General features: G+C 60.2%; 26 protein-coding genes. 7 read left to right on the plus strand and 19 right to left on the minus strand.

The annotated features are described in order from the left end of the window. Nucleotides 1-5 precede the first annotated feature (5 nt). The 19 genes from AC4BBN_RS22110 to AC4BBN_RS22200 form a co-directional block, all read right to left on the minus strand. On the minus strand, nucleotides 6-599 hold the full coding sequence (locus AC4BBN_RS22110) for a phage protein Gp37 (RefSeq protein WP_490594194.1): 594 nt from the start codon (nucleotides 597-599) through the stop codon (nucleotides 6-8). Next, nucleotides 596-1,039, minus strand: coding sequence for a phage virion morphogenesis protein (locus AC4BBN_RS22115; protein WP_490594195.1), 444 nt, complete (start codon nucleotides 1,037-1,039; stop codon nucleotides 596-598). Before AC4BBN_RS22115 ends, AC4BBN_RS22110 begins: the two co-directional genes overlap by 4 nt. Continuing rightward, nucleotides 1,036-1,566 (minus strand): phage protein Gp36 family protein, encoded by a 531-nt coding sequence (locus tag AC4BBN_RS22120; RefSeq protein WP_490594196.1) that lies wholly within the window; start codon nucleotides 1,564-1,566, stop codon nucleotides 1,036-1,038. Before AC4BBN_RS22120 ends, AC4BBN_RS22115 begins: the two co-directional genes overlap by 4 nt. Before the next feature lie 6 nt (nucleotides 1,567-1,572). Further along, the gene (locus AC4BBN_RS22125) at nucleotides 1,573-1,770 is read right to left on the minus strand and encodes a DUF7210 family protein (RefSeq protein WP_490594197.1); all 198 of its coding nucleotides are present in this window, start codon (nucleotides 1,768-1,770) and stop codon (nucleotides 1,573-1,575) included. A gap of 62 nt (nucleotides 1,771-1,832) precedes the next feature. Further along, nucleotides 1,833-2,789 carry a major capsid protein gene (locus tag AC4BBN_RS22130; RefSeq protein ID WP_490594198.1) on the minus strand — a complete coding sequence of 319 codons (957 nt, stop codon included), beginning with the start codon at nucleotides 2,787-2,789 and terminating at the stop codon, nucleotides 1,833-1,835. Between the two features lie 52 nt (nucleotides 2,790-2,841). Further along, nucleotides 2,842-3,219, minus strand: coding sequence for a structural cement protein Gp24 (locus AC4BBN_RS22135; RefSeq protein WP_490594199.1), 378 nt, complete (start codon nucleotides 3,217-3,219; stop codon nucleotides 2,842-2,844). Between the two features lie 49 nt (nucleotides 3,220-3,268). Further along, the gene (locus AC4BBN_RS22140) at nucleotides 3,269-4,498 is read right to left on the minus strand and encodes a hypothetical protein (protein WP_490594200.1); all 1,230 of its coding nucleotides are present in this window, start codon (nucleotides 4,496-4,498) and stop codon (nucleotides 3,269-3,271) included. Between the two features lie 146 nt (nucleotides 4,499-4,644). Beyond that, complete coding sequence (locus AC4BBN_RS22145; RefSeq protein ID WP_490594201.1) at nucleotides 4,645-4,839, minus strand: hypothetical protein; 195 nt, start codon at nucleotides 4,837-4,839, stop codon at nucleotides 4,645-4,647. Between the two features lie 12 nt (nucleotides 4,840-4,851). Beyond that, nucleotides 4,852-5,316, minus strand: a complete 465-nt coding sequence (locus AC4BBN_RS22150; RefSeq protein ID WP_490594202.1) for a helix-turn-helix domain-containing protein — start codon at nucleotides 5,314-5,316, stop codon at nucleotides 4,852-4,854. Between the two features lie 5 nt (nucleotides 5,317-5,321). Next, nucleotides 5,322-5,831 (minus strand): phage protein GemA/Gp16 family protein, encoded by a 510-nt coding sequence (locus tag AC4BBN_RS22155; RefSeq protein ID WP_490594203.1) that lies wholly within the window; start codon nucleotides 5,829-5,831, stop codon nucleotides 5,322-5,324. 2 nt (nucleotides 5,832-5,833) lie between these two features. Then, on the minus strand, nucleotides 5,834-6,010 hold the full coding sequence (locus AC4BBN_RS22160) for a hypothetical protein (protein ID WP_490594204.1): 177 nt from the start codon (nucleotides 6,008-6,010) through the stop codon (nucleotides 5,834-5,836). After that, nucleotides 6,007-6,519 carry a host-nuclease inhibitor Gam family protein gene (locus AC4BBN_RS22165; RefSeq protein ID WP_490594205.1) on the minus strand — a complete coding sequence of 171 codons (513 nt, stop codon included), beginning with the start codon at nucleotides 6,517-6,519 and terminating at the stop codon, nucleotides 6,007-6,009. Before AC4BBN_RS22165 ends, AC4BBN_RS22160 begins: the two co-directional genes overlap by 4 nt. 19 nt (nucleotides 6,520-6,538) lie before the next feature. After that, on the minus strand, nucleotides 6,539-6,784 hold the full coding sequence (locus AC4BBN_RS22170) for a hypothetical protein (protein ID WP_490594206.1): 246 nt from the start codon (nucleotides 6,782-6,784) through the stop codon (nucleotides 6,539-6,541). Nucleotides 6,785-6,908: 124 nt separating this feature from the next. Further along, nucleotides 6,909-7,055 (minus strand): hypothetical protein, encoded by a 147-nt coding sequence (locus tag AC4BBN_RS22175; RefSeq protein ID WP_490594207.1) that lies wholly within the window; start codon nucleotides 7,053-7,055, stop codon nucleotides 6,909-6,911. Then, nucleotides 7,052-8,026: an AAA family ATPase gene (locus tag AC4BBN_RS22180; protein WP_490594208.1), complete on the minus strand. Its 975-nt coding sequence runs from the start codon at nucleotides 8,024-8,026 to the stop codon at nucleotides 7,052-7,054. The genes AC4BBN_RS22175 and AC4BBN_RS22180 overlap by 4 nt, the downstream gene beginning before the upstream one ends. Next, nucleotides 8,023-9,672 carry a transposase gene (locus tag AC4BBN_RS22185; RefSeq protein WP_490594209.1) on the minus strand — a complete coding sequence of 550 codons (1,650 nt, stop codon included), beginning with the start codon at nucleotides 9,670-9,672 and terminating at the stop codon, nucleotides 8,023-8,025. The genes AC4BBN_RS22180 and AC4BBN_RS22185 overlap by 4 nt, the downstream gene beginning before the upstream one ends. Nucleotides 9,673-9,696: 24 nt before the next feature. Then, on the minus strand, nucleotides 9,697-10,707 hold the full coding sequence (locus AC4BBN_RS22190; RefSeq protein ID WP_490594210.1) for a hypothetical protein: 1,011 nt from the start codon (nucleotides 10,705-10,707) through the stop codon (nucleotides 9,697-9,699). Nucleotides 10,708-10,715: 8 nt separating this feature from the next. Beyond that, entirely contained in the window at nucleotides 10,716-11,015 is a 300-nt protein-coding gene (locus AC4BBN_RS22195; RefSeq protein ID WP_490594211.1) for a hypothetical protein, read from the minus strand. Next, nucleotides 11,012-11,254, minus strand: coding sequence for a helix-turn-helix domain-containing protein (locus tag AC4BBN_RS22200; RefSeq protein ID WP_490594212.1), 243 nt, complete (start codon nucleotides 11,252-11,254; stop codon nucleotides 11,012-11,014). The genes AC4BBN_RS22195 and AC4BBN_RS22200 overlap by 4 nt, the downstream gene beginning before the upstream one ends. Before the next feature lie 33 nt (nucleotides 11,255-11,287). On the opposite strand from AC4BBN_RS22200, the gene AC4BBN_RS22205 reads away from it, so the two are divergent. From AC4BBN_RS22205 to AC4BBN_RS22235, 7 genes are all read left to right on the plus strand, one after another. Further along, the gene (locus tag AC4BBN_RS22205) at nucleotides 11,288-11,947 is read left to right on the plus strand and encodes a helix-turn-helix domain-containing protein (protein ID WP_490594213.1); all 660 of its coding nucleotides are present in this window, start codon (nucleotides 11,288-11,290) and stop codon (nucleotides 11,945-11,947) included. Beyond that, nucleotides 11,922-12,194: a hypothetical protein gene (locus AC4BBN_RS22210; protein ID WP_490594214.1), complete on the plus strand. Its 273-nt coding sequence runs from the start codon at nucleotides 11,922-11,924 to the stop codon at nucleotides 12,192-12,194. The genes AC4BBN_RS22205 and AC4BBN_RS22210 overlap by 26 nt, the downstream gene beginning before the upstream one ends. Before the next feature lie 47 nt (nucleotides 12,195-12,241). Further along, nucleotides 12,242-12,898 (plus strand): putative phage head morphogenesis protein, encoded by a 657-nt coding sequence (locus AC4BBN_RS22215; RefSeq protein ID WP_490594215.1) that lies wholly within the window; start codon nucleotides 12,242-12,244, stop codon nucleotides 12,896-12,898. Nucleotides 12,899-12,939: 41 nt separating this feature from the next. Beyond that, nucleotides 12,940-13,839: a hypothetical protein gene (locus tag AC4BBN_RS22220; protein ID WP_490594216.1), complete on the plus strand. Its 900-nt coding sequence runs from the start codon at nucleotides 12,940-12,942 to the stop codon at nucleotides 13,837-13,839. 112 nt (nucleotides 13,840-13,951) lie between these two features. After that, nucleotides 13,952-14,296 (plus strand): putative holin, encoded by a 345-nt coding sequence (locus tag AC4BBN_RS22225; protein ID WP_490594217.1) that lies wholly within the window; start codon nucleotides 13,952-13,954, stop codon nucleotides 14,294-14,296. Then, a complete protein-coding gene (locus AC4BBN_RS22230) occupies nucleotides 14,297-14,977 on the plus strand; it encodes a transglycosylase SLT domain-containing protein (RefSeq protein WP_490594218.1) in 681 nt (226 codons plus the stop codon). It abuts the gene before it with no gap. Beyond that, nucleotides 14,974-15,498, plus strand: coding sequence for a hypothetical protein (locus AC4BBN_RS22235; RefSeq protein WP_490594219.1), 525 nt, complete (start codon nucleotides 14,974-14,976; stop codon nucleotides 15,496-15,498). The genes AC4BBN_RS22230 and AC4BBN_RS22235 overlap by 4 nt, the downstream gene beginning before the upstream one ends. The last annotated feature ends 16 nt before the right edge of the window (nucleotides 15,499-15,514 follow it).

Below are 15,514 nucleotides of genomic sequence, written 5' to 3' on the forward strand. Positions count from 1 at the left end.
TCCAATCAAGGGTTTGCAATCAGGGTGATCTTTTCCGTCACCACCAGCGTGCTGCTAGCAACAGTGGTGGCCGCCAGCGTGGCGCGGGCCGTGTCTTCAATCTGCAGCGTCAGCCAGTTCACCAAGGCAGGCATGGGCAGGTTGGGCCGCTCGGCCTGCTCCCACCGCACCAGCCATAGCGCCTGGCCCTTTTTGTCCATGGCGCGGCCATACAGGTTTTCTGCCGTGGGGTCTGCTTCCAGAGGCGCAACCTGCATCGGTTGCGCGTTGTCCACCGTCGGAGTCCATTGGCGCAGCACCAGCGATAACTTGTCTGCCAGCGCCATGGCCCCGCGCATGCGCTGTGCACGCTTGGCGTGCTTGTAGACCACAAACGCAGCCAGACGTGCCTTGCGTGCGTATTTGCCGCTGAACCGTGTGCCGTTGTCTTCCTCGCTCCAGCCCAGCACCGTTACAAAAATGGCCGGGCAGCTGTAGCTGATCTGGTCCACTTCCTCACTGCTGAACTCGCCACCGTAGTCCTGCACATCGGCTACTTCGGTTTTGCTGAACTGGGCACGTATGTAAGCTACGGCCTGGTCTAGTAGCGTGGTACTCATTGCAGCCGCCGTATCTGGTCAATCAGCAGGTCGCCGATGCGTTTTTCATGGGCGTCGGTCATACCCATTACCGGTCGCGCCTCGATCTTGGTTTTATGGCCACGTCCCGTTTCACCACCAAAGTGATGGATAGCGGCATAAATGCTGTTGGAGCCCACTTCCAGCCCGTTTCCTGTCAGCTGGCGTATGTAGCTGTCATAAAGGTGGTGGTGCTCAATCAACGTTTTTCCAGCGCGGTCAATGGCAGCCTGGCTTTGTGGCATTGGCGTGCCATCAAACAGTTTTTGTCCATCCAAGCAGTCCTGGATTTCGCCTACCAGGTAGTCACCTATTTCAAGCCGAACCGCCTTAAATCCGGTCGCATCTGCAGCCGCCAGGCGTGACAAATGGCTGGTCAGCGCAGCATCGCCAAAACCAATGGTCAGTGCAATACCGCTCACCGCATGCCCCCAAAGCCACCCCAGCAAAACCCGCTCACTGCCTGCCCGGATCGCGTCTTACCGCTCACGTTGCTGGTTGCGCCCACACCCGCTGGGCTCACCAGTTGGGTACGGCCTGCGGCCACATCTTTCAACCAGGCACGCCAGGTGTCGGCCACTTTGTCCATTCGCTCCGTGGCGTTGTCGCTGTCGTCTGCTATGGCATAGCGTGCCAGGCCCAGGCAGCAATCCTCCAGCGTGCCAGCATTGGCGTCTGCTGGGGCCAGCGGCAGTTCCACCGCGCTGCGCAGGTAGCCATCCATGAAGTTGCTGGTGGTGCCCAGCACCCTCACCAGCCGGGCCAACCCAGCGTTGGCAGCGTCCATTTCCGCCTGGCTAGGCGTGCCAGCCCACGCACCGCCACCCGCCACGTTGATAGCGCTCTGCAGCAGGTCCGTGGTCAGCAGCTGTTGTTCATCCGCTAACAACTGGGCGGCCTCGGTCAGGCCAAAGCGCTGTACGAACGAGGCGGGTGTGGCGTAGGCCATGGCGTCTTACTTCTTGGCCTTGGCCGTAGCAGCGCTTGCTGCGTCGTCCGTGGGCGTTTTCACCACGCTGGCCGCACCTACTGCCACCAGCGCATCAGCTTGGGTGTCGGGCACTTCCAGCGTATCGCCGGGTTGGTAGATTTCGCCATCGTGCTCGATGGGAGTGATAGCCAGTAGGGCCACCATCACAATTGCTTTCGCCATAAGTCTCTCCAAAAGTTTAAAAGGGTCAGGGCTTGCGTATTGCGCAAGCCGTGGGTACTCAATCAGGCAATCGCGTTCTGGAAGAAGTAGCCCAGCGCCGGGCTGCTGAACACTTCTTTGACCGACTCCGCCACCCGCACCCGTTGCGAGCCGCGGATGCCCATCTTGGGTTCGGGCATATCGCCCGCCACCTTGTCACCCCACTGGGCCGTAAAGCCCCAGCACGGCTGCTGCGCCATTGCCGCTTCAGGGTCGATGTACAGCAGGGCTGCATGCTTGCCCCACACACGCTGGTTGTTGACGGCCTGGCCTTTGCGGGCCGTGTTCACAAAGCCAGCGCCCACCACCACCTGTTTGATTTCCAACACCTGGGCCAATTGGTCACGCGTCACCACGCCACCGGTCTGTGCCGTGCCAAACACCGCCTGCACGATCTTCGGGTGCTGGCGCAGCTTGGTAAACGTGGCCTGGCCGAACACCGCCAGGTTGGGCCGAAACACCGGCACATCCAGCGCTGCCAGCAGTGCATCCAGTGGGTTGCTGTTGGCAAAGTCGCTCCACTGGCTGGTGCCGCTCAAGGTAGCGGTATTGCCCCCCGCATAGTTGGCCGTGTTGAACACTTGGCCCGCAACGCGCACCTCTCGGTCCAGGCCCAGCAGCTTGGTCACCAGCATGGTGCTTACGTCCAGCGGGTTGGGTGGGCCACCACGTTCAGGCTTGGGGCTATCCGCCCAGGCCTGCACTTCATCATTGGGCACCACATCGTCCAGGCCGTAGTCCTTCACTTCGTCGGGCACCAGGGTGCCGGTGAAGTCCACCTCGGTCGGCACACTCTTGCGGCCCACCAGGGTCTGTGGCACGGTGTAGCCTTGGGCTACGTCGTAGTTCGACCACATGAACTTTTTAGCGGTGGGCACGCGGGGCATCACCGTATCGGCAATCAGCGTCACCGCTGGGTTGCTGTACACCATCGCAATGGCGGTAAGGGCGGGATTAACGGGGTAAGAGGTCGTTGCCATGTTCTGTCCAGGTAATTGAAAAAGGTGTTTTGCTTACTGCCGACTAGCCTGATTAGCCCTGGATGGAACCTGGCTCAATCATGATGCGGATCACATCGCCCGCAGCCGTGCCGCTTTCATCGGCAAAGCCCAAAATGCGGTTATTCACACCCGCTGCGGGTGCTGCTACCACCGCACGGCCTACGGCATCAGAGGTCACAGGCGAGCCGCGTGGCACAGCCGCGCCGCACTCCACCCAGCCGATACCCATGCGAACCACGTCGCAGCGCTCGCCCACGGCAATGGGCAGTTCATTGACCACGCCCATCACAAAGTCAGTGGCTGCGGTAGCCGGTGTCACCGTGCGATCAGCAGCGCCGTACTTCACGATGCGGTTGATAGGTATGGCCAGTTCGGCCGTGTAGTTGATTGCAAGCAGCGGGTTTGCCATGGAGAACTCCGAAAGTTAGGTGGGTTGGTGTGTGAGGGGCAGGTGCGGGTCAGCTACGGTGTTGGGCCGATACGTGAGCCACAGCCTGCGGCAGACTCACCGTCACGCCCTTGTCGGCCTGCTCCTTCATGTAGCTGCGGGTAGCTTCTGCCAGTTGGCTGGGGTCAGTGGCGTCCAGCGTGCTGCCAACTTCTTGACCGGTTTTGCGGCCTAACTGCACTTGCACCGGCAGCGCAGCCATAAAGTCGGTGAAGAATTGCGCGGGCGTCTTCTTCACTTCGCCGTCGCTCTTGGTGAAGCTGAATTCAGCAGGCGCGCTCTCCAGCGAAGCCATGAACTCGGCCAGGCCGGGCTCCATCGCAGGCAACAGCTTGCCCGCTGCCTTGGCCGCTGCAATCACACCGCCAATCCGGGTGGCCTGCACCGTGGCTTGCAGAGTTGCCAGTTGCTGGGACTGCGCCGAAAACTGGGCGCGGGTGGTTTCTTCAGCTTCCTTGGCCGCTTTGCTTGCAGCCGCCGCAGTAGCAGCATCCAGCTGCGCTTGGGTAAATGACATCACATCTCCTGTGGTGGTTTTTGAGAAAGGCAGCGGGTCTGCCGGGTTGTTGAGGTCTGCAGGGTCTTCGCCTGGGTCAGCCAGGGCGGCTGTCTTCACCCGTTGGGCGGTATCCGCGATGGACTGGATGCGCCAGTTCGGCAGCGTGGCATCGGCCACGTCCAGGCCCTTGTCTGCAATCAATTGCTCTCGCATGCGGCGCAGCAGCTCTGCCGTATCGTCCAGCGCCATGCCAATGTCGAAGTCATCGGCCTCAAATTGGTAGGCGTCAATCTGCGCGCTGTAGTCCAACGGTGCCAGCCCTGCAATGGCCGGTGGTGCAGCGCCCAGCCAGCCCACATGCTGCAAGCGCCAACCGGCATCTGCATCCTTGTAGACCGACACAGACCGGTTGCGGTACGCGCCGCTGGCCACACTGGCTTCAAAGTCGGGATTGATGTCCGAGAACTTGACGTACAGAGATGCACCTTCGCGCTTGGCCCCTTCCGGCTTCACCCAGCCATAGGCCGGGTCGTTGTGCTTGGGGTGTCCCAGTACGGCAGGCACCGCACCCAATGCCAGGTTGCTCACCATCTGGTCCAGGTCGGACTCGGTAAAGGTACAGGCGCGGCCCTTGCTGTCGGTGTGGCTGCCAGCCTTGAAGACTTCAATCCAGTCATTCAGGCCTTTGAACTGGTGGGCGGCGAGTGGGGTAGCAAGTGGGGTGCGGTGCTGTTTTGACATGCCCCGAACTTTGCCGGGATGGGGCGTTTTAATCTTGGTGAACTGCTTCACCAGCCCCAACGAAAACAGGCCCCGGAATGCGGGGCCTGTGGGGCGTTTGGAGGTGCGGGGGTATGCGCTGGTATCAGCCGCCCACAAAAACCGCGCTACGGCGATTGTGAAGTATGTTTAAACGCATTGTTTGAAGCATTCAGCCCTTTGGTTTGGTACTTGTCGCGGGCAATGAGCGAAACCGTGGTCAAACCGATACCAAAGCGGCTAGCAACATCACGCATCGCATAGCCACGCTGCACATGGTCTTTAACCATAGCCACCAATCCGCGTGTCACTTTCACAGCCATTCAAATTTCCTTTCACAACCCAAACGGGTTATTGGCCCGCCCCGCGTAGTTCTGCGGCTTGGGTGCATCGTCAAACAAATCCATCGTGAACACGTCCGCCTCGGCGTCGCCATGCAAGATGTTGATCACCCAGCGGCGGCTATAGCCAGTCTCGCGGGCAATGTCATCCATCGACAAGCCTTGGCCGCGTAATTGGCGCACCTGTTCGTGGCGCAGCTCTCGCAAGTAGGCGTCGGCATTGGGCAGCTCCAGCGTCTCACCCTCGTATTCAGCCACCAGCTTGCTAAAGCCCACTTCGCCCAGCAGCACTGCCAATGGATGCGTAGCCGTGGCGCGGTTGCGCTTTGGGATAGTGATCCGTCCACCACCTGCACGGCCTACCAGGCGCAGTGCATCAGCTTCGCCCAGTACGCGCACCAGCTCGCGCAACGCGGGCGGCAGCAAAGCGGTATCAATGTGCACGGTGGTGTGGGTCATGGCGTTTACCTCTGCGCCTGTGTGGCCACAGGTGCTGGGGCCGTCGTAGGTTTTTTCACCCGTAGCAGCCACTGTTTCATTTCCTCGATCAGCTTGCCCAGTTGCTCACTGGTGGCAAAGCGCAGGGCATCCATCGGTCCCAGCTCGGTGCCAGTCAGCTGCCGCTTGGCCCACACCTCCACCGCCGTGTCACAGGCTTTGGCACTGGCAGGGCGTGTTACTGCACCACGCTCAGCCAGGTCGTACCACATGGCCCGCAGTTTGCGGTGCTGCAGGCCGTGCAGCGGCTGTGCGCCAGCGGCCACGGGCTTGACCGCAAAGCCTTTGGCTTTGAAGTGCGCCAGCAGCTTCTCGCGCCCAGCGGCGTCCAGGTCGGCGGCGCTAGCCTTGCCTGTCACTGTGAGCAGCACATGCTGATAGTCCTCGGTACTCAGACCTAGGTGGGCCTTGGCCATGTGGATCAGGCCCAGCTCGCGCTTGCGGTTGCCGTTGACAGGGGTAGAGGTGGCAGCCATCGTTACCGCACCGTGGCCAGTTCTGCTGTAACTTGAATGGCGGCGGCCTCCCAGCACTTCTGGTCTGCAGGCTTCAGCCCTTCCCAGGGGGGAATAGCTTCGCCACGCCCCACGCGCTTGGCGTGCGCCTTGGCATACGCCTCGTAGGCTGCACGGCCCAACTGTTCAAAGCTCTTCATACTGCCTCCACAGCCACTTCAAACGGCGTGATCACAAAATCTTCCACACCCGTCACCAACGTAATGCCGCCCACACCGCGCACTGCATCTGGCTCATTGAGCATGGCTTCCTTGTTAGGCTCTTCCTTGGTGCGGATAAAGCGCTGCAGGCCCAGGCGCTTCAAAGTTTCCAGCACAGCATCGGCACCGCGCACGCTTACGCTAGGCGGGCGCTGGCGCCAGTTCACCTCGCCGGTAATCAGGTTGGCCGTTTTGCCCTTTCCGCACAGTTCTTCACGGTTGGCTTCACACCAGGTTTGAACGCCGTTTTGCAGAAGCTCCATCTGGGTTTTAAGCGCTTCCAAGCTGGGGGTGGCAGCTTTGGTCAGGTTGGCAACCGCGTCGTTCAGGTCTGCCGTCTGCCGGGTCAACTCACGCTGCAAGTCGCCTAGCTTCTTGATGTCGGCCTGCGCCTCGGCCTTGGTTTGCGGCGCATAAATTTGCGCCTTGGATTTCAGCTTGGTAGCCATGGTTTTCTCCTGTCTATGCCTATTCGGCGGTTGGTAAATTGGTTGATGCTTTGGTGCGTTCTTGCACTTGGCGCAGTTCGTTCAAGCGTTTGTCAAAGGCAGTTTTCAGCTTGGGTAAGTCACGCGGCAGCAGCAGTGGCTTGGCCGCGTCTTTGATCGCCACCACTGCGGGCACCGTCTCTGCGTTTGCCATCTTGCGCACCGCCCCAGCCAAGCGCACTTCGCTGGTGAAGAAGCTCAGGCCTGCCTCGGTGCGGTCTGGCATAGGGGTCTTTATGGCAGTGCTCACAGCGGGGCCTCCAGCGCAGCCATTGCGCCCATGGCTAGCGCCACTGCAGCACATACCAGCCATAGGGCTAGGTGATTCAGCACGGCCCGAATCTTGGTATTCACGGCAACCTCCGGGCGCTTATGCGGTGGGCATTCGCAAAGAAGTCCATGGCCGTCAAGATGGCTGCAAAACCATCGGCATACAACCCATGGTGCTCACCCACAGAGCCGTCATCCATCACGATGGTGACCAGGTAGGCTTTCATGCCTTGGCTCCGTTTTTCATGGGCCGGTCCATGAACAGCACCTTGGCGGCAATCTTCTCCACCTTCGGTGCAGTCAGCGGCAGGCTACCCATACCAAAGTCGCGCAGGGCGGGCACCAGGTTCTCTGTCAGCACGCGTGCGCTGCCGCCGCTGTAGTCCCACAGGGCATCCAGCACGTCGTCGGCCAATTCACCCGCTTCCACCAGTGCGGCGCGGGCCATATCGTCCATGTCGTCGCGGGTGATCTGCTCTATGGTCTTGGGCCACATACCTACACGGCTGCGTACCTGGTCAAACTGGCCATGCTGTGGCTTGATCAGGCTGGTCAGCCTCTCGGTTCCAATCAATACGATGCCCACCATGGCCATGTCGCGTATGCGGCGCAGGTACTCCATGGCACTGGGGCTGAGCTTTTCTGCCTCATCCACCATCACCAGGTAGTGCGTGCCGCGCAGCACCCGCACCACTTCACGAAACTTGCGGTCCAAACCTTGCGGTACTGCGTTGTGCAGTTGCTCCAGCAGCTCGGTTAGCAGCACGCCAGGTGTCATGTTCGGGCTTGACTCCACCAGCACTGTCATTGGGTTGGTGGCGCGGTATTCCTTGGCGAAGCGGGTTTTGCCCACGCCCACGTAGCCGGTCACTACGCCAAAGTTCTGGTGCTTACGGGTACGGTTGCACACCACATCCATCAGCCGATGCACGCTGCCCTTGATATAGCCCGGCGTGCCATCTTTCAGGCGCTGGCCTTCCACTTCCAGCACTGCAAGGCACTGGGCCAGCTGCTTGGTGGGGCTGCTCACATACTTGCCGCCCAATATCTGGCTTAGCGTTCCGCTGGGAATGCTTGCCGCCTTGCTCAGCCAGGCCCGGCTCTTGTCATGGTCGGCAAGCCACTTCACTACGACGGCGGCGCGGTCCAGGTCTTGTGCCGTGTAGGCGGCATGGGTAGGCGCTAGGGTTTCGGTCATGGTTTGTCTTTCCAGCTCAAGAGGTCAATGTCAAAGTCAGGTTCGGTAGCAGCGGCAGGCGTAGGCAAGGCACGTGGTGTCAAATCGGCAATGGCCTGAGCCTGGTCTTCGGCGGTAATCGCGTCGCTGCGCCGGGCACGGGCCTCGGCCACCTTGCGCTCCAGTCGTTTTTCCTGGCCTGCCAGGCGGCGGTTGCGGCCTTCTTCCAGGCGACTGGTGGGCAGCACACTGATCGTCTTGGTCAGCGTGGCCTCGGTGACTAAACGGCCCTTCAGGTCGTACACCCACACCTTGCGGTCATCGTGCAGGTCGTACTCCACATGCACGCGCTGGGCGTCGTACAAGGCCAAGGCCTCCGCGAAATAGGTACGGCCATGCAGGGTGACCACCTGGCGCAGCACCGTGCGTTCTTCGCGGGGGCGCACCATGGCTTGGGCTTCCATGCCTGCTGCCACGGGCACCAGCTCGGCCCACATTTGGGCAGGCGTGCGGCCATGCAGCTTGGGCTGGGGCTGGTTGTGGTAATGCTGCAACCACTCGGTGAAGCTCTGCACATAGGCCTGCAAGCTGGGTAGCGTGCGCTTGCCTTGTGCCAGCTCGGCGCTCAGGCGGCGGTTGGTTTCGGGGGCCATGTCATCCCCGCAGTACACGGTGCCGTTTGCAAAGAACTTGTCGTGCTTGTCGCGAACGGTGCGGAAGAAGCGCTCAATCCAGCCCTTGCCGTGCGGGTTGCCCGGCAGTGCACCAATCACACCAATGTCAAACCGGGCGTAGAAGCCGGTGGTTTCATCGCTCAGCAGCTTGGCGCGGTAGCCAGGCCCCCGGTCCACATACACCCAGGCGGGCACGTGCTGGTGCGTAGCCATGGCGTGGCTCAGGGCGAACATGGTGGACACGGTGCTTTCCGCTTCCGTCATGTACCAGCCCGCCAGGTAGCCGGTTTTGATGCAGATAAACGCTGTCAGTTCGGGGCGGAATGGTTTGCCTGTGTTGGGGTGGGCCACGTAGCAGTCTGCCGTATGGCCATCGCCTGCGTAAATCTCGCCCACCAGCACTTCGTCCAGGTGGCGGTGCTGGTACTTTTGGCGCGTGAGCTGGTGCAGGTGCTTGCCAATGCGGGCCGGGCTGTTGGCCCCCAGGGTGGCGGGCAGCGCCTTCAGGTAGCGCTTCACCCGACTGGGCGTAGCGTCTTCAAACCCCTCTTGAATCAGCTTTGAAGACACATCAGCAAAGCCGGGTTTGCCTGGTATGTTGTACAGCTCTATGGCGCGGGCATCCCAGCTGTAGCCCTTGCGCACCCGGCCTGTGTGGGCTGGCAGCAAGGCGTTTTTTCCGCCCTTGATGTAGTCGCGCAACCAGCGCTTGATGGTGGGCTCGCTCAGCGTGGCATCGCTGTGCAGGCAGGAGGCCAGGTGGCGCGTGCGGGTATCGGCCACGCCACCGTGCAACTGCGCTGCCAGCAGGCCAGCCGCACGGTTGATACTGGCCCCTTGGCCCACCAGTGCCGCCAGCGGAGCCAGTAAGCCCTCGCGGAAGCCCGCTATACGGCGTTGGTCTTCGCTGGCGCTGGCCCACGGGTCCGCCGTCAGCACGGCGGGTAGGTCGGCCATGTTGTCTATGTGTTGAACGAGCTTGAGTGCGCGCATGGGGGAATCCGGTGATAGAGGGATTTAGGCTTTGAGCTGGGGCGCGTTGGCCGGGCGACCCTTGCCACGCGGGCGGGCCGCAGCACGCTCGTGCTGGCGCAGGTCGGCTTCGTGCTTGTGCAGGGCCGTCAGCTCGGCCCATTCCTTGGCAACCGCCTGGACTTCGGAAGGCTGCAAATGGGCCAGCTCGGCAGGCGGCTCCATACCAATATCGGCGTCGATGGATTCTGCGTAGCTGGCCACTAGTCCGGCTAGCTGTACCTGCAGCGCCACCAGCCCGGCCAGCACCAGCCGGGTGCTGGGCTCTACCCAGGGGCCAGCGAGGTCGTGCCCGCGCAGGCCCGCCAGTTCCACCCCCAGGGGGTAGATGCTGGTAAGCGCCAGCTCGGCCTTCTTGACCAGGGCTGCGGCTTCGGCACGGATATCCAGCACCACAATGGGGGTGCCGGAATCCTCTTCGCTTTGGCTGCGGCGCTTGAGCTGCCTGGCCAGACTGTCGCGCTCGGCTTTGAGGGTGTCGCCATCTACGGACAAGTTGGCTTTTTCTGCCTCCAGGGCATGGATACGCTGGCGCAGCTCACGCACCCCCAGCAGCGTCAGGTCGCCGCCTTCCTCCAGAATTTCCTCAACCACAGCCGGGTCTGCCGATGCCAAGGCCAGCACCTTGGTCTTGGGCAGGTTCAACATTTCTGTGCGCTGTGCCTCTGGCAAAGCGGTCACAAACTTAGCCATCCGCATCAACTCGCCAGCACGCACCGCGCTAAACCCCAATGCTTCGACACGGGGGCCGAATTGACCGTGTGCCACCTCGGCTTTCACACTCAGCAGCAGGTAGCCAACCTCCACACCCATGCGGGCCATCGTGTTGTAGGTCGCGACGGCGCGAGACAAACGCTCATCCACAGAGCCCGCCAAAACGATACCCAGTGATAGCGCCACAGAGGCATCGTCTTGCTGTAAATCCAAATTAACTAACGGACGTAAATTTAAATCAGCGTCCACTACGGTGATTTCAGTTGCTTTATTTTTGGGCATGTTGTTGTTCATCCTTGGTTGGTTTTGTTGAATGCACGGGTAAATTGGCCAACGAGATAGACCGCAAAGTCGGCCGTATCGGCCCCGTCGTTTTCTTGGGTTGGTCCAACATCCAACTCCACGCTGGTGGCCTTCCAGTCGCGGCCATCGGTGGGCAGGGCTTCGCCCAGGTCGGCCAGCCACATCAGCGTTTCGCCCAGGCGGCGCAGGGCGGCGGGGCGAATCTCTAAGCCGTTGAACGGCTGGCCGTCCAGCTCCATCAGCGGCTTGCCGTCGCGGCAGCGGGTGAACTTGGTGAAAAACTTCATGCCGCCATGCCCATAGTCACGGACTTTTTGCGACGCAGCACAGTCTGTTTTTTGGGCGGCCAGAGCGTATCCACCGACTTACCGGTCACGGCAGAAATAGCTTTTTTGATGCGCTCCGATGTGCCGCGTCCGCTCATGACTTGCGAGACGGTGGAGCGTGAAACACCCAGCTCATCCGCAAGGGCGGTGGGGGTTTTTCCAGCCATTCGCATGGCTGCCTTTATTTCTTCGATATGCATGGGTTATCCTTTGTCTAACTTGTTGGACTCGCGGTGTTATTGCCTGTGTTGGGTTTAATTATAGGAACCAAACGGTTCCATTTGCAAGAAATTTTTATGAATCAAACGGTTTCTTTTGGAAATAGGTTGCGAGAAGAGCGCGGGCGACTTGAGCTAAACCAGTCCGAGTTCGGCCTGCTCGGTGGTGTCACAAAGAAAACTCAGATGCTTTACGAATCGGATGAGCGGGCACCAGACGCGCACTACATGGCCTCAATCGCACAGGCAGGTGCAGATGTCCTGTACGTGCTGACTGGTAAGCGCAGCGAGTCAGACGATGAATTTGCAGCCCGTCACCAGCGCATTCGGCGCATGGTTGAGTTGGTCAACGCTATGCCACTACGCGAGTTCACCCGGCTGAGGCTCAGTGCCTTGATGCAAGGCGATGTGGCGCAGGATGGCCTCTACATCGCCAACGCCATCCGCAATGAGGCGCTGGGCATTGACTTCGTGACTGGCAAGCCCATCGACACAAGTCCGGCCCCAGCCCCAGTGAAGGTCAAACAGAAAGCCAAAGGCCCAGGCTCCAGCATCCAGGTGGGCGGCTCAATTGCAGGTTCAACAGTTTTTAACGGAGAGATGGATGGCGACAGTGCAGCGGCAGAGCGGAAGCGGGCAACACGTGCAAGTGGGGCGGGACGTAAGCGGGGGTAGTGCGGTCACTGTCGGCGGCGTCACGATCATCATCAACCAAGGTTCTCAACAGGAAGTTAAGCGCGAGCTGCCCACCACGGTGGGCGATTTGCTGGGCTTAATTAGTGAACTCAAGCCCGCAGAACACAAGTCGTTTTTGAAATTCCTGCACTCGGTGCTGGGCGATCTACCGCTGGACAAGGTGGACGCATCGACTATGCGGCGGGTGAATGCGTATGTGGGTGCGATTTTTGAGAGACGGCAGTGATGTGGGAAGCAACTGCGATATGGGTCGCTGTTACATTCTTGTGGGCCGTGTTTGATTACCGTAAAAATCTACGAGTAAAAAATCCCGCAAAGCCACAGCCGCAAGAATCAGCCAAATCGCAACCATCCCCTGCCCAGGCTGCACCTATGCAGCGTGCGCAATCCCAGCCTCCAGCCGCGCCCACCATTTCCGGCAAGTCTTACACCAAGGTGCTGGCCGAGTGGATTGAGGATGCGTGCCTGGATAAAAGCGTGATATTGCCTGTGAGCGGGCCATTACACCAAGCGTGCATAAATGGTGACCCACGCTCACTTGACCGCCTTTTGAGAACGCTCGTACCCGCTGAAATGTGGGAGTGGCCTGGGTACTCCGCATGGGCCAAGCGAGTGGAGCAAAAGCCTACCCGCATCCGTATGGTGGCCGCTGCTGCCAACATGTTGCAAAGCCGCGTAACCCGGCAAATACGCCTGGCCCAAATGCTAGATAACGACCGCTATCCGTTCTGGCAACTGCGCTCTGTGGGTGGCGCTGGCGACTGCCCGGAATGTGCTCAGCACGACGGGCGCATTGAGTTATCCAGTAGTGATTTCTGGCGCACCCATGGCCCCTTTGTTTGCAGGAAGGTCGGCTGCACATGCTGCGTGCGGGCGTACAACGAGCGGGACATGCAAGACAAGAAATTGCGTCTTGGTGTCAACGCATGACATAGATGTGCAAGTAATTTTTAACCAACCGAGACAAACCAATGGGTGAAGAAGAACAAGGTCAGCTATTTAAAGAAGGCGGTCTCTATGTCTTCAAGGCATCCCACCGGGTGTACTACAACACCACCAAGCCCGTGCCGATTAAGGAGGTCATCCTGGCCCTGCAAGGGCTTGAAGGTATCTTGAAGCCGCTCCCCAAGGTCGTGTCAGGCATTACAGGCATTGCAGCCGACAACAGCCAGGTTCTGATACAGAGCATAGCCTCTGGCAGTCTGATAGAAGACATCGCCATTTGGTTCTTCTTCAAGGACAAAGAAAAGGCTGAGGCCTTTGTGAAGAAGCTGGGCGAGAATAGCGCGGTGCGCTACACCGTCATTACTGCTGCGATTGCTGCCATTGCAGGCTACGGCCTACACATGGCTATGGCAGATAAAACCGCTCCAGGCCTGACTGCCACCAACAGCGTCATCATCAATGCAGGGGCAGGCACGGTCAACATTACGCCCGAAGCTTTTTTGGCAGCGGTGCAAGCTGGTGTGACGGATAAAAAGGGCGTAGCAGAAAGCGCACTCAAACTCATCGGCCCAGCCAGGGCCGATCCCGGCTCTAAAGTTGAGTTTGATGGGCTGGAAATATCTGCATCCGCCATTGCAGAAGCACCTGCACGCATTGAGCTGGAAGCCAATGAGCGCATTGAAGAATATAAGGCAGCCCAGCTTACTATTCGTGCTACCAATTTGGACAGTAAGAAATCAGGTTGGGCTGGAAAATTGGGCCACAGAGAAGAGCGCTTGCCCATTGAACTAGACCCCGCCGTAGCAGAGGCCGATATTTTTGGTCGTTCCGCAGTGATTGTGGATGCAGCTTTGGTCTTCAAAGAAAAAGGGCGTTCCCGTGAGCTAAAACCGGCTCGAATTTACGTGCGTAAGGTCATTAAGTAGGTCGAGCCCCCCCGCCGGTGAACTAGTTCACCAGGCCAAAAAAAACCCCACTCCCGACACTCAGGGCACCCTCACCGGTGCCCTTTTTTCTTGTGTCTCAAAGGAGTGGAATATGTTTAAAAATGCCCCGCGCATGCTCTTGTGGTGTGTGCTGACCCTGGTACTCATGGCCGTGTCGCTATGGGTCCAATCCCGCGCCCCTGGCAGCGTGCTCACCGTCACGCTGTACAAGGCCCACCTGATGGCCCTGGGCGGCTGGGGTGGCTACTGGCTGGACCGGGCGCTGTTCCCGTATGACCGTCCACACCAGTACTTGGAGTATGACGGCACGCCAGAGGAACACGCAGAAGATGAAGCCAGTGTAGAACTGGTATCCGGGTATGCGTTTGGTCATGCGATGCTGCGCCGCGCCATCATCGTGGCAGCCTGCTTGATCTGCGTGGGCTTGGGGGCCTAAATGCGCAGCCCACAAGCCGATCTGCTGCGCCTGGAGCACGCCAGCTTCTGGCGTCGCACCATCGCCATTCTCAGCACCTACCTTGCCACGGTGCTACTGGCCGCCAGCTGCACCACTCCTATCCCCGCCCACAGTGCCAGCATTCCCGCCCAGGCGCAGCACCACAAGCTAACGCTGAAGCGCGAAGCCCAGCGGGTCTGGGGCCTGCAAGCCCCGGTGGCCAGCTTCGCCGCACAGGTGCACCAAGAGAGCCGGTGGAATGCATCCGCCCGTAGCCAGGTGGGTGCGGTAGGCCTCACCCAGTTCATGCCCGCCACGGCGCAGTGGATTGGCGGCTTGTCACCCGACCTGGCAGAACGCGCACCGCTGAACCCCACATGGGCACTGCGCGCCCTGGTGGTGTATGACCAGTGGTTGTGGCAACGCATCCGCGCCGACAACGATTGCGAGCGCATGGCCTTTGTGCTGAGCGCCTACAACGGCGGACTGGGCTGGGTCTACAAGCGCCAGAAGTTGAGCCCGCAGCCTGGCCTGTGCTTTGACCACACCTGCGCGATCAACCCTGGTGTGACGCCAGCAAGCCAGGCAGAAAACGCCCATTACCCTGCCGTCATTTTGCGGACCTTTGAGCCGCTTTATTCCGAGTGGGGTGCTGGCTCTTGCACAGGGGCGGTGCTGTGAGTGCCGCCGTGAAGTGGGCTGCGGCTGTGCTCACCGCCCTGATCCTGGCCGGGCTGCTGCACGCCCTCTACAACACGGGCCGCTTGGCAGGCAAGGCTGAATGCGAGGCCACCCAGGCCAAGGCTGTAGAAAAAGCCGAGGTGGTGGTTCACGCCCAGGCCAAGACCGACATCACCCGCGCCCACACCACGGGACGCCAGCGTGAGCAGTCGCGCCAGCACATCGATACCGTTTTTACCCAACTGGCAACAGAGGCCGCCCATGAAAAACCTGATCCTGTCGATAGCTGTGTGCTGCCTGCTGAGCGCCTGCGCATCTGGAGGGCTGCGAACGTCGGAGCCAACACTGGTACAGCCGATAGCCGTACCGCCACCAGCCAACCTGACGGTGCCACCGCAGCCCCTGCCTCAGCCCCAATCGGGCCAGATGCTGGAGCTGGAAGCCAACCACCGGGCGGTGGCCCAGGCCTACCACCAGCTAGCGGCGCAGATGTGCGCACTGCTGACCTTCCTGCAACTTGAAACCGAAGGCTGTGCT

Source organism: Rhodoferax sp. SPJ21, from assembly GCF_058216335.1.

What these genes read in the sequence shown, in the direction of transcription:
- AC4BBN_RS22110 (WP_490594194.1), bottom strand. Translation starts at nt 599, where the DNA reads ATGAGTACCACGCTACTAGACCAGGCCGTAGCTTACATACGTGCCCAG.
- AC4BBN_RS22120 (WP_490594196.1), bottom strand. Translation starts at nt 1,566, where the DNA reads ATGGCCTACGCCACACCCGCCTCGTTCGTACAGCGCTTTGGCCTGACC.
- AC4BBN_RS22125 (WP_490594197.1), bottom strand. Translation starts at nt 1,770, where the DNA reads ATGGCGAAAGCAATTGTGATGGTGGCCCTACTGGCTATCACTCCCATC.
- AC4BBN_RS22130 (WP_490594198.1), bottom strand. Translation starts at nt 2,789, where the DNA reads ATGGCAACGACCTCTTACCCCGTTAATCCCGCCCTTACCGCCATTGCG.
- AC4BBN_RS22135 (WP_490594199.1), bottom strand. Translation starts at nt 3,219, where the DNA reads ATGGCAAACCCGCTGCTTGCAATCAACTACACGGCCGAACTGGCCATA.
- AC4BBN_RS22140 (WP_490594200.1), bottom strand. Translation starts at nt 4,498, where the DNA reads ATGTCAAAACAGCACCGCACCCCACTTGCTACCCCACTCGCCGCCCAC.
- AC4BBN_RS22145 (WP_490594201.1), bottom strand. Translation starts at nt 4,839, where the DNA reads ATGGCTGTGAAAGTGACACGCGGATTGGTGGCTATGGTTAAAGACCAT.
- AC4BBN_RS22150 (WP_490594202.1), bottom strand. Translation starts at nt 5,316, where the DNA reads ATGACCCACACCACCGTGCACATTGATACCGCTTTGCTGCCGCCCGCG.
- AC4BBN_RS22155 (WP_490594203.1), bottom strand. Translation starts at nt 5,831, where the DNA reads ATGGCTGCCACCTCTACCCCTGTCAACGGCAACCGCAAGCGCGAGCTG.
- AC4BBN_RS22160 (WP_490594204.1), bottom strand. Translation starts at nt 6,010, where the DNA reads ATGAAGAGCTTTGAACAGTTGGGCCGTGCAGCCTACGAGGCGTATGCC.
- AC4BBN_RS22165 (WP_490594205.1), bottom strand. Translation starts at nt 6,519, where the DNA reads ATGGCTACCAAGCTGAAATCCAAGGCGCAAATTTATGCGCCGCAAACC.
- AC4BBN_RS22170 (WP_490594206.1), bottom strand. Translation starts at nt 6,784, where the DNA reads ATGCCAGACCGCACCGAGGCAGGCCTGAGCTTCTTCACCAGCGAAGTG.
- AC4BBN_RS22175 (WP_490594207.1), bottom strand. Translation starts at nt 7,055, where the DNA reads ATGAAAGCCTACCTGGTCACCATCGTGATGGATGACGGCTCTGTGGGT.
- AC4BBN_RS22180 (WP_490594208.1), bottom strand. Translation starts at nt 8,026, where the DNA reads ATGACCGAAACCCTAGCGCCTACCCATGCCGCCTACACGGCACAAGAC.
- AC4BBN_RS22185 (WP_490594209.1), bottom strand. Translation starts at nt 9,672, where the DNA reads ATGCGCGCACTCAAGCTCGTTCAACACATAGACAACATGGCCGACCTA.
- AC4BBN_RS22190 (WP_490594210.1), bottom strand. Translation starts at nt 10,707, where the DNA reads ATGCCCAAAAATAAAGCAACTGAAATCACCGTAGTGGACGCTGATTTA.
- AC4BBN_RS22195 (WP_490594211.1), bottom strand. Translation starts at nt 11,015, where the DNA reads ATGAAGTTTTTCACCAAGTTCACCCGCTGCCGCGACGGCAAGCCGCTG.
- AC4BBN_RS22200 (WP_490594212.1), bottom strand. Translation starts at nt 11,254, where the DNA reads ATGCATATCGAAGAAATAAAGGCAGCCATGCGAATGGCTGGAAAAACC.
- AC4BBN_RS22220 (WP_490594216.1), top strand. Translation starts at nt 12,940, where the DNA reads ATGGGTGAAGAAGAACAAGGTCAGCTATTTAAAGAAGGCGGTCTCTAT.
- AC4BBN_RS22225 (WP_490594217.1), top strand. Translation starts at nt 13,952, where the DNA reads ATGTTTAAAAATGCCCCGCGCATGCTCTTGTGGTGTGTGCTGACCCTG.
- AC4BBN_RS22230 (WP_490594218.1), top strand. Translation starts at nt 14,297, where the DNA reads ATGCGCAGCCCACAAGCCGATCTGCTGCGCCTGGAGCACGCCAGCTTC.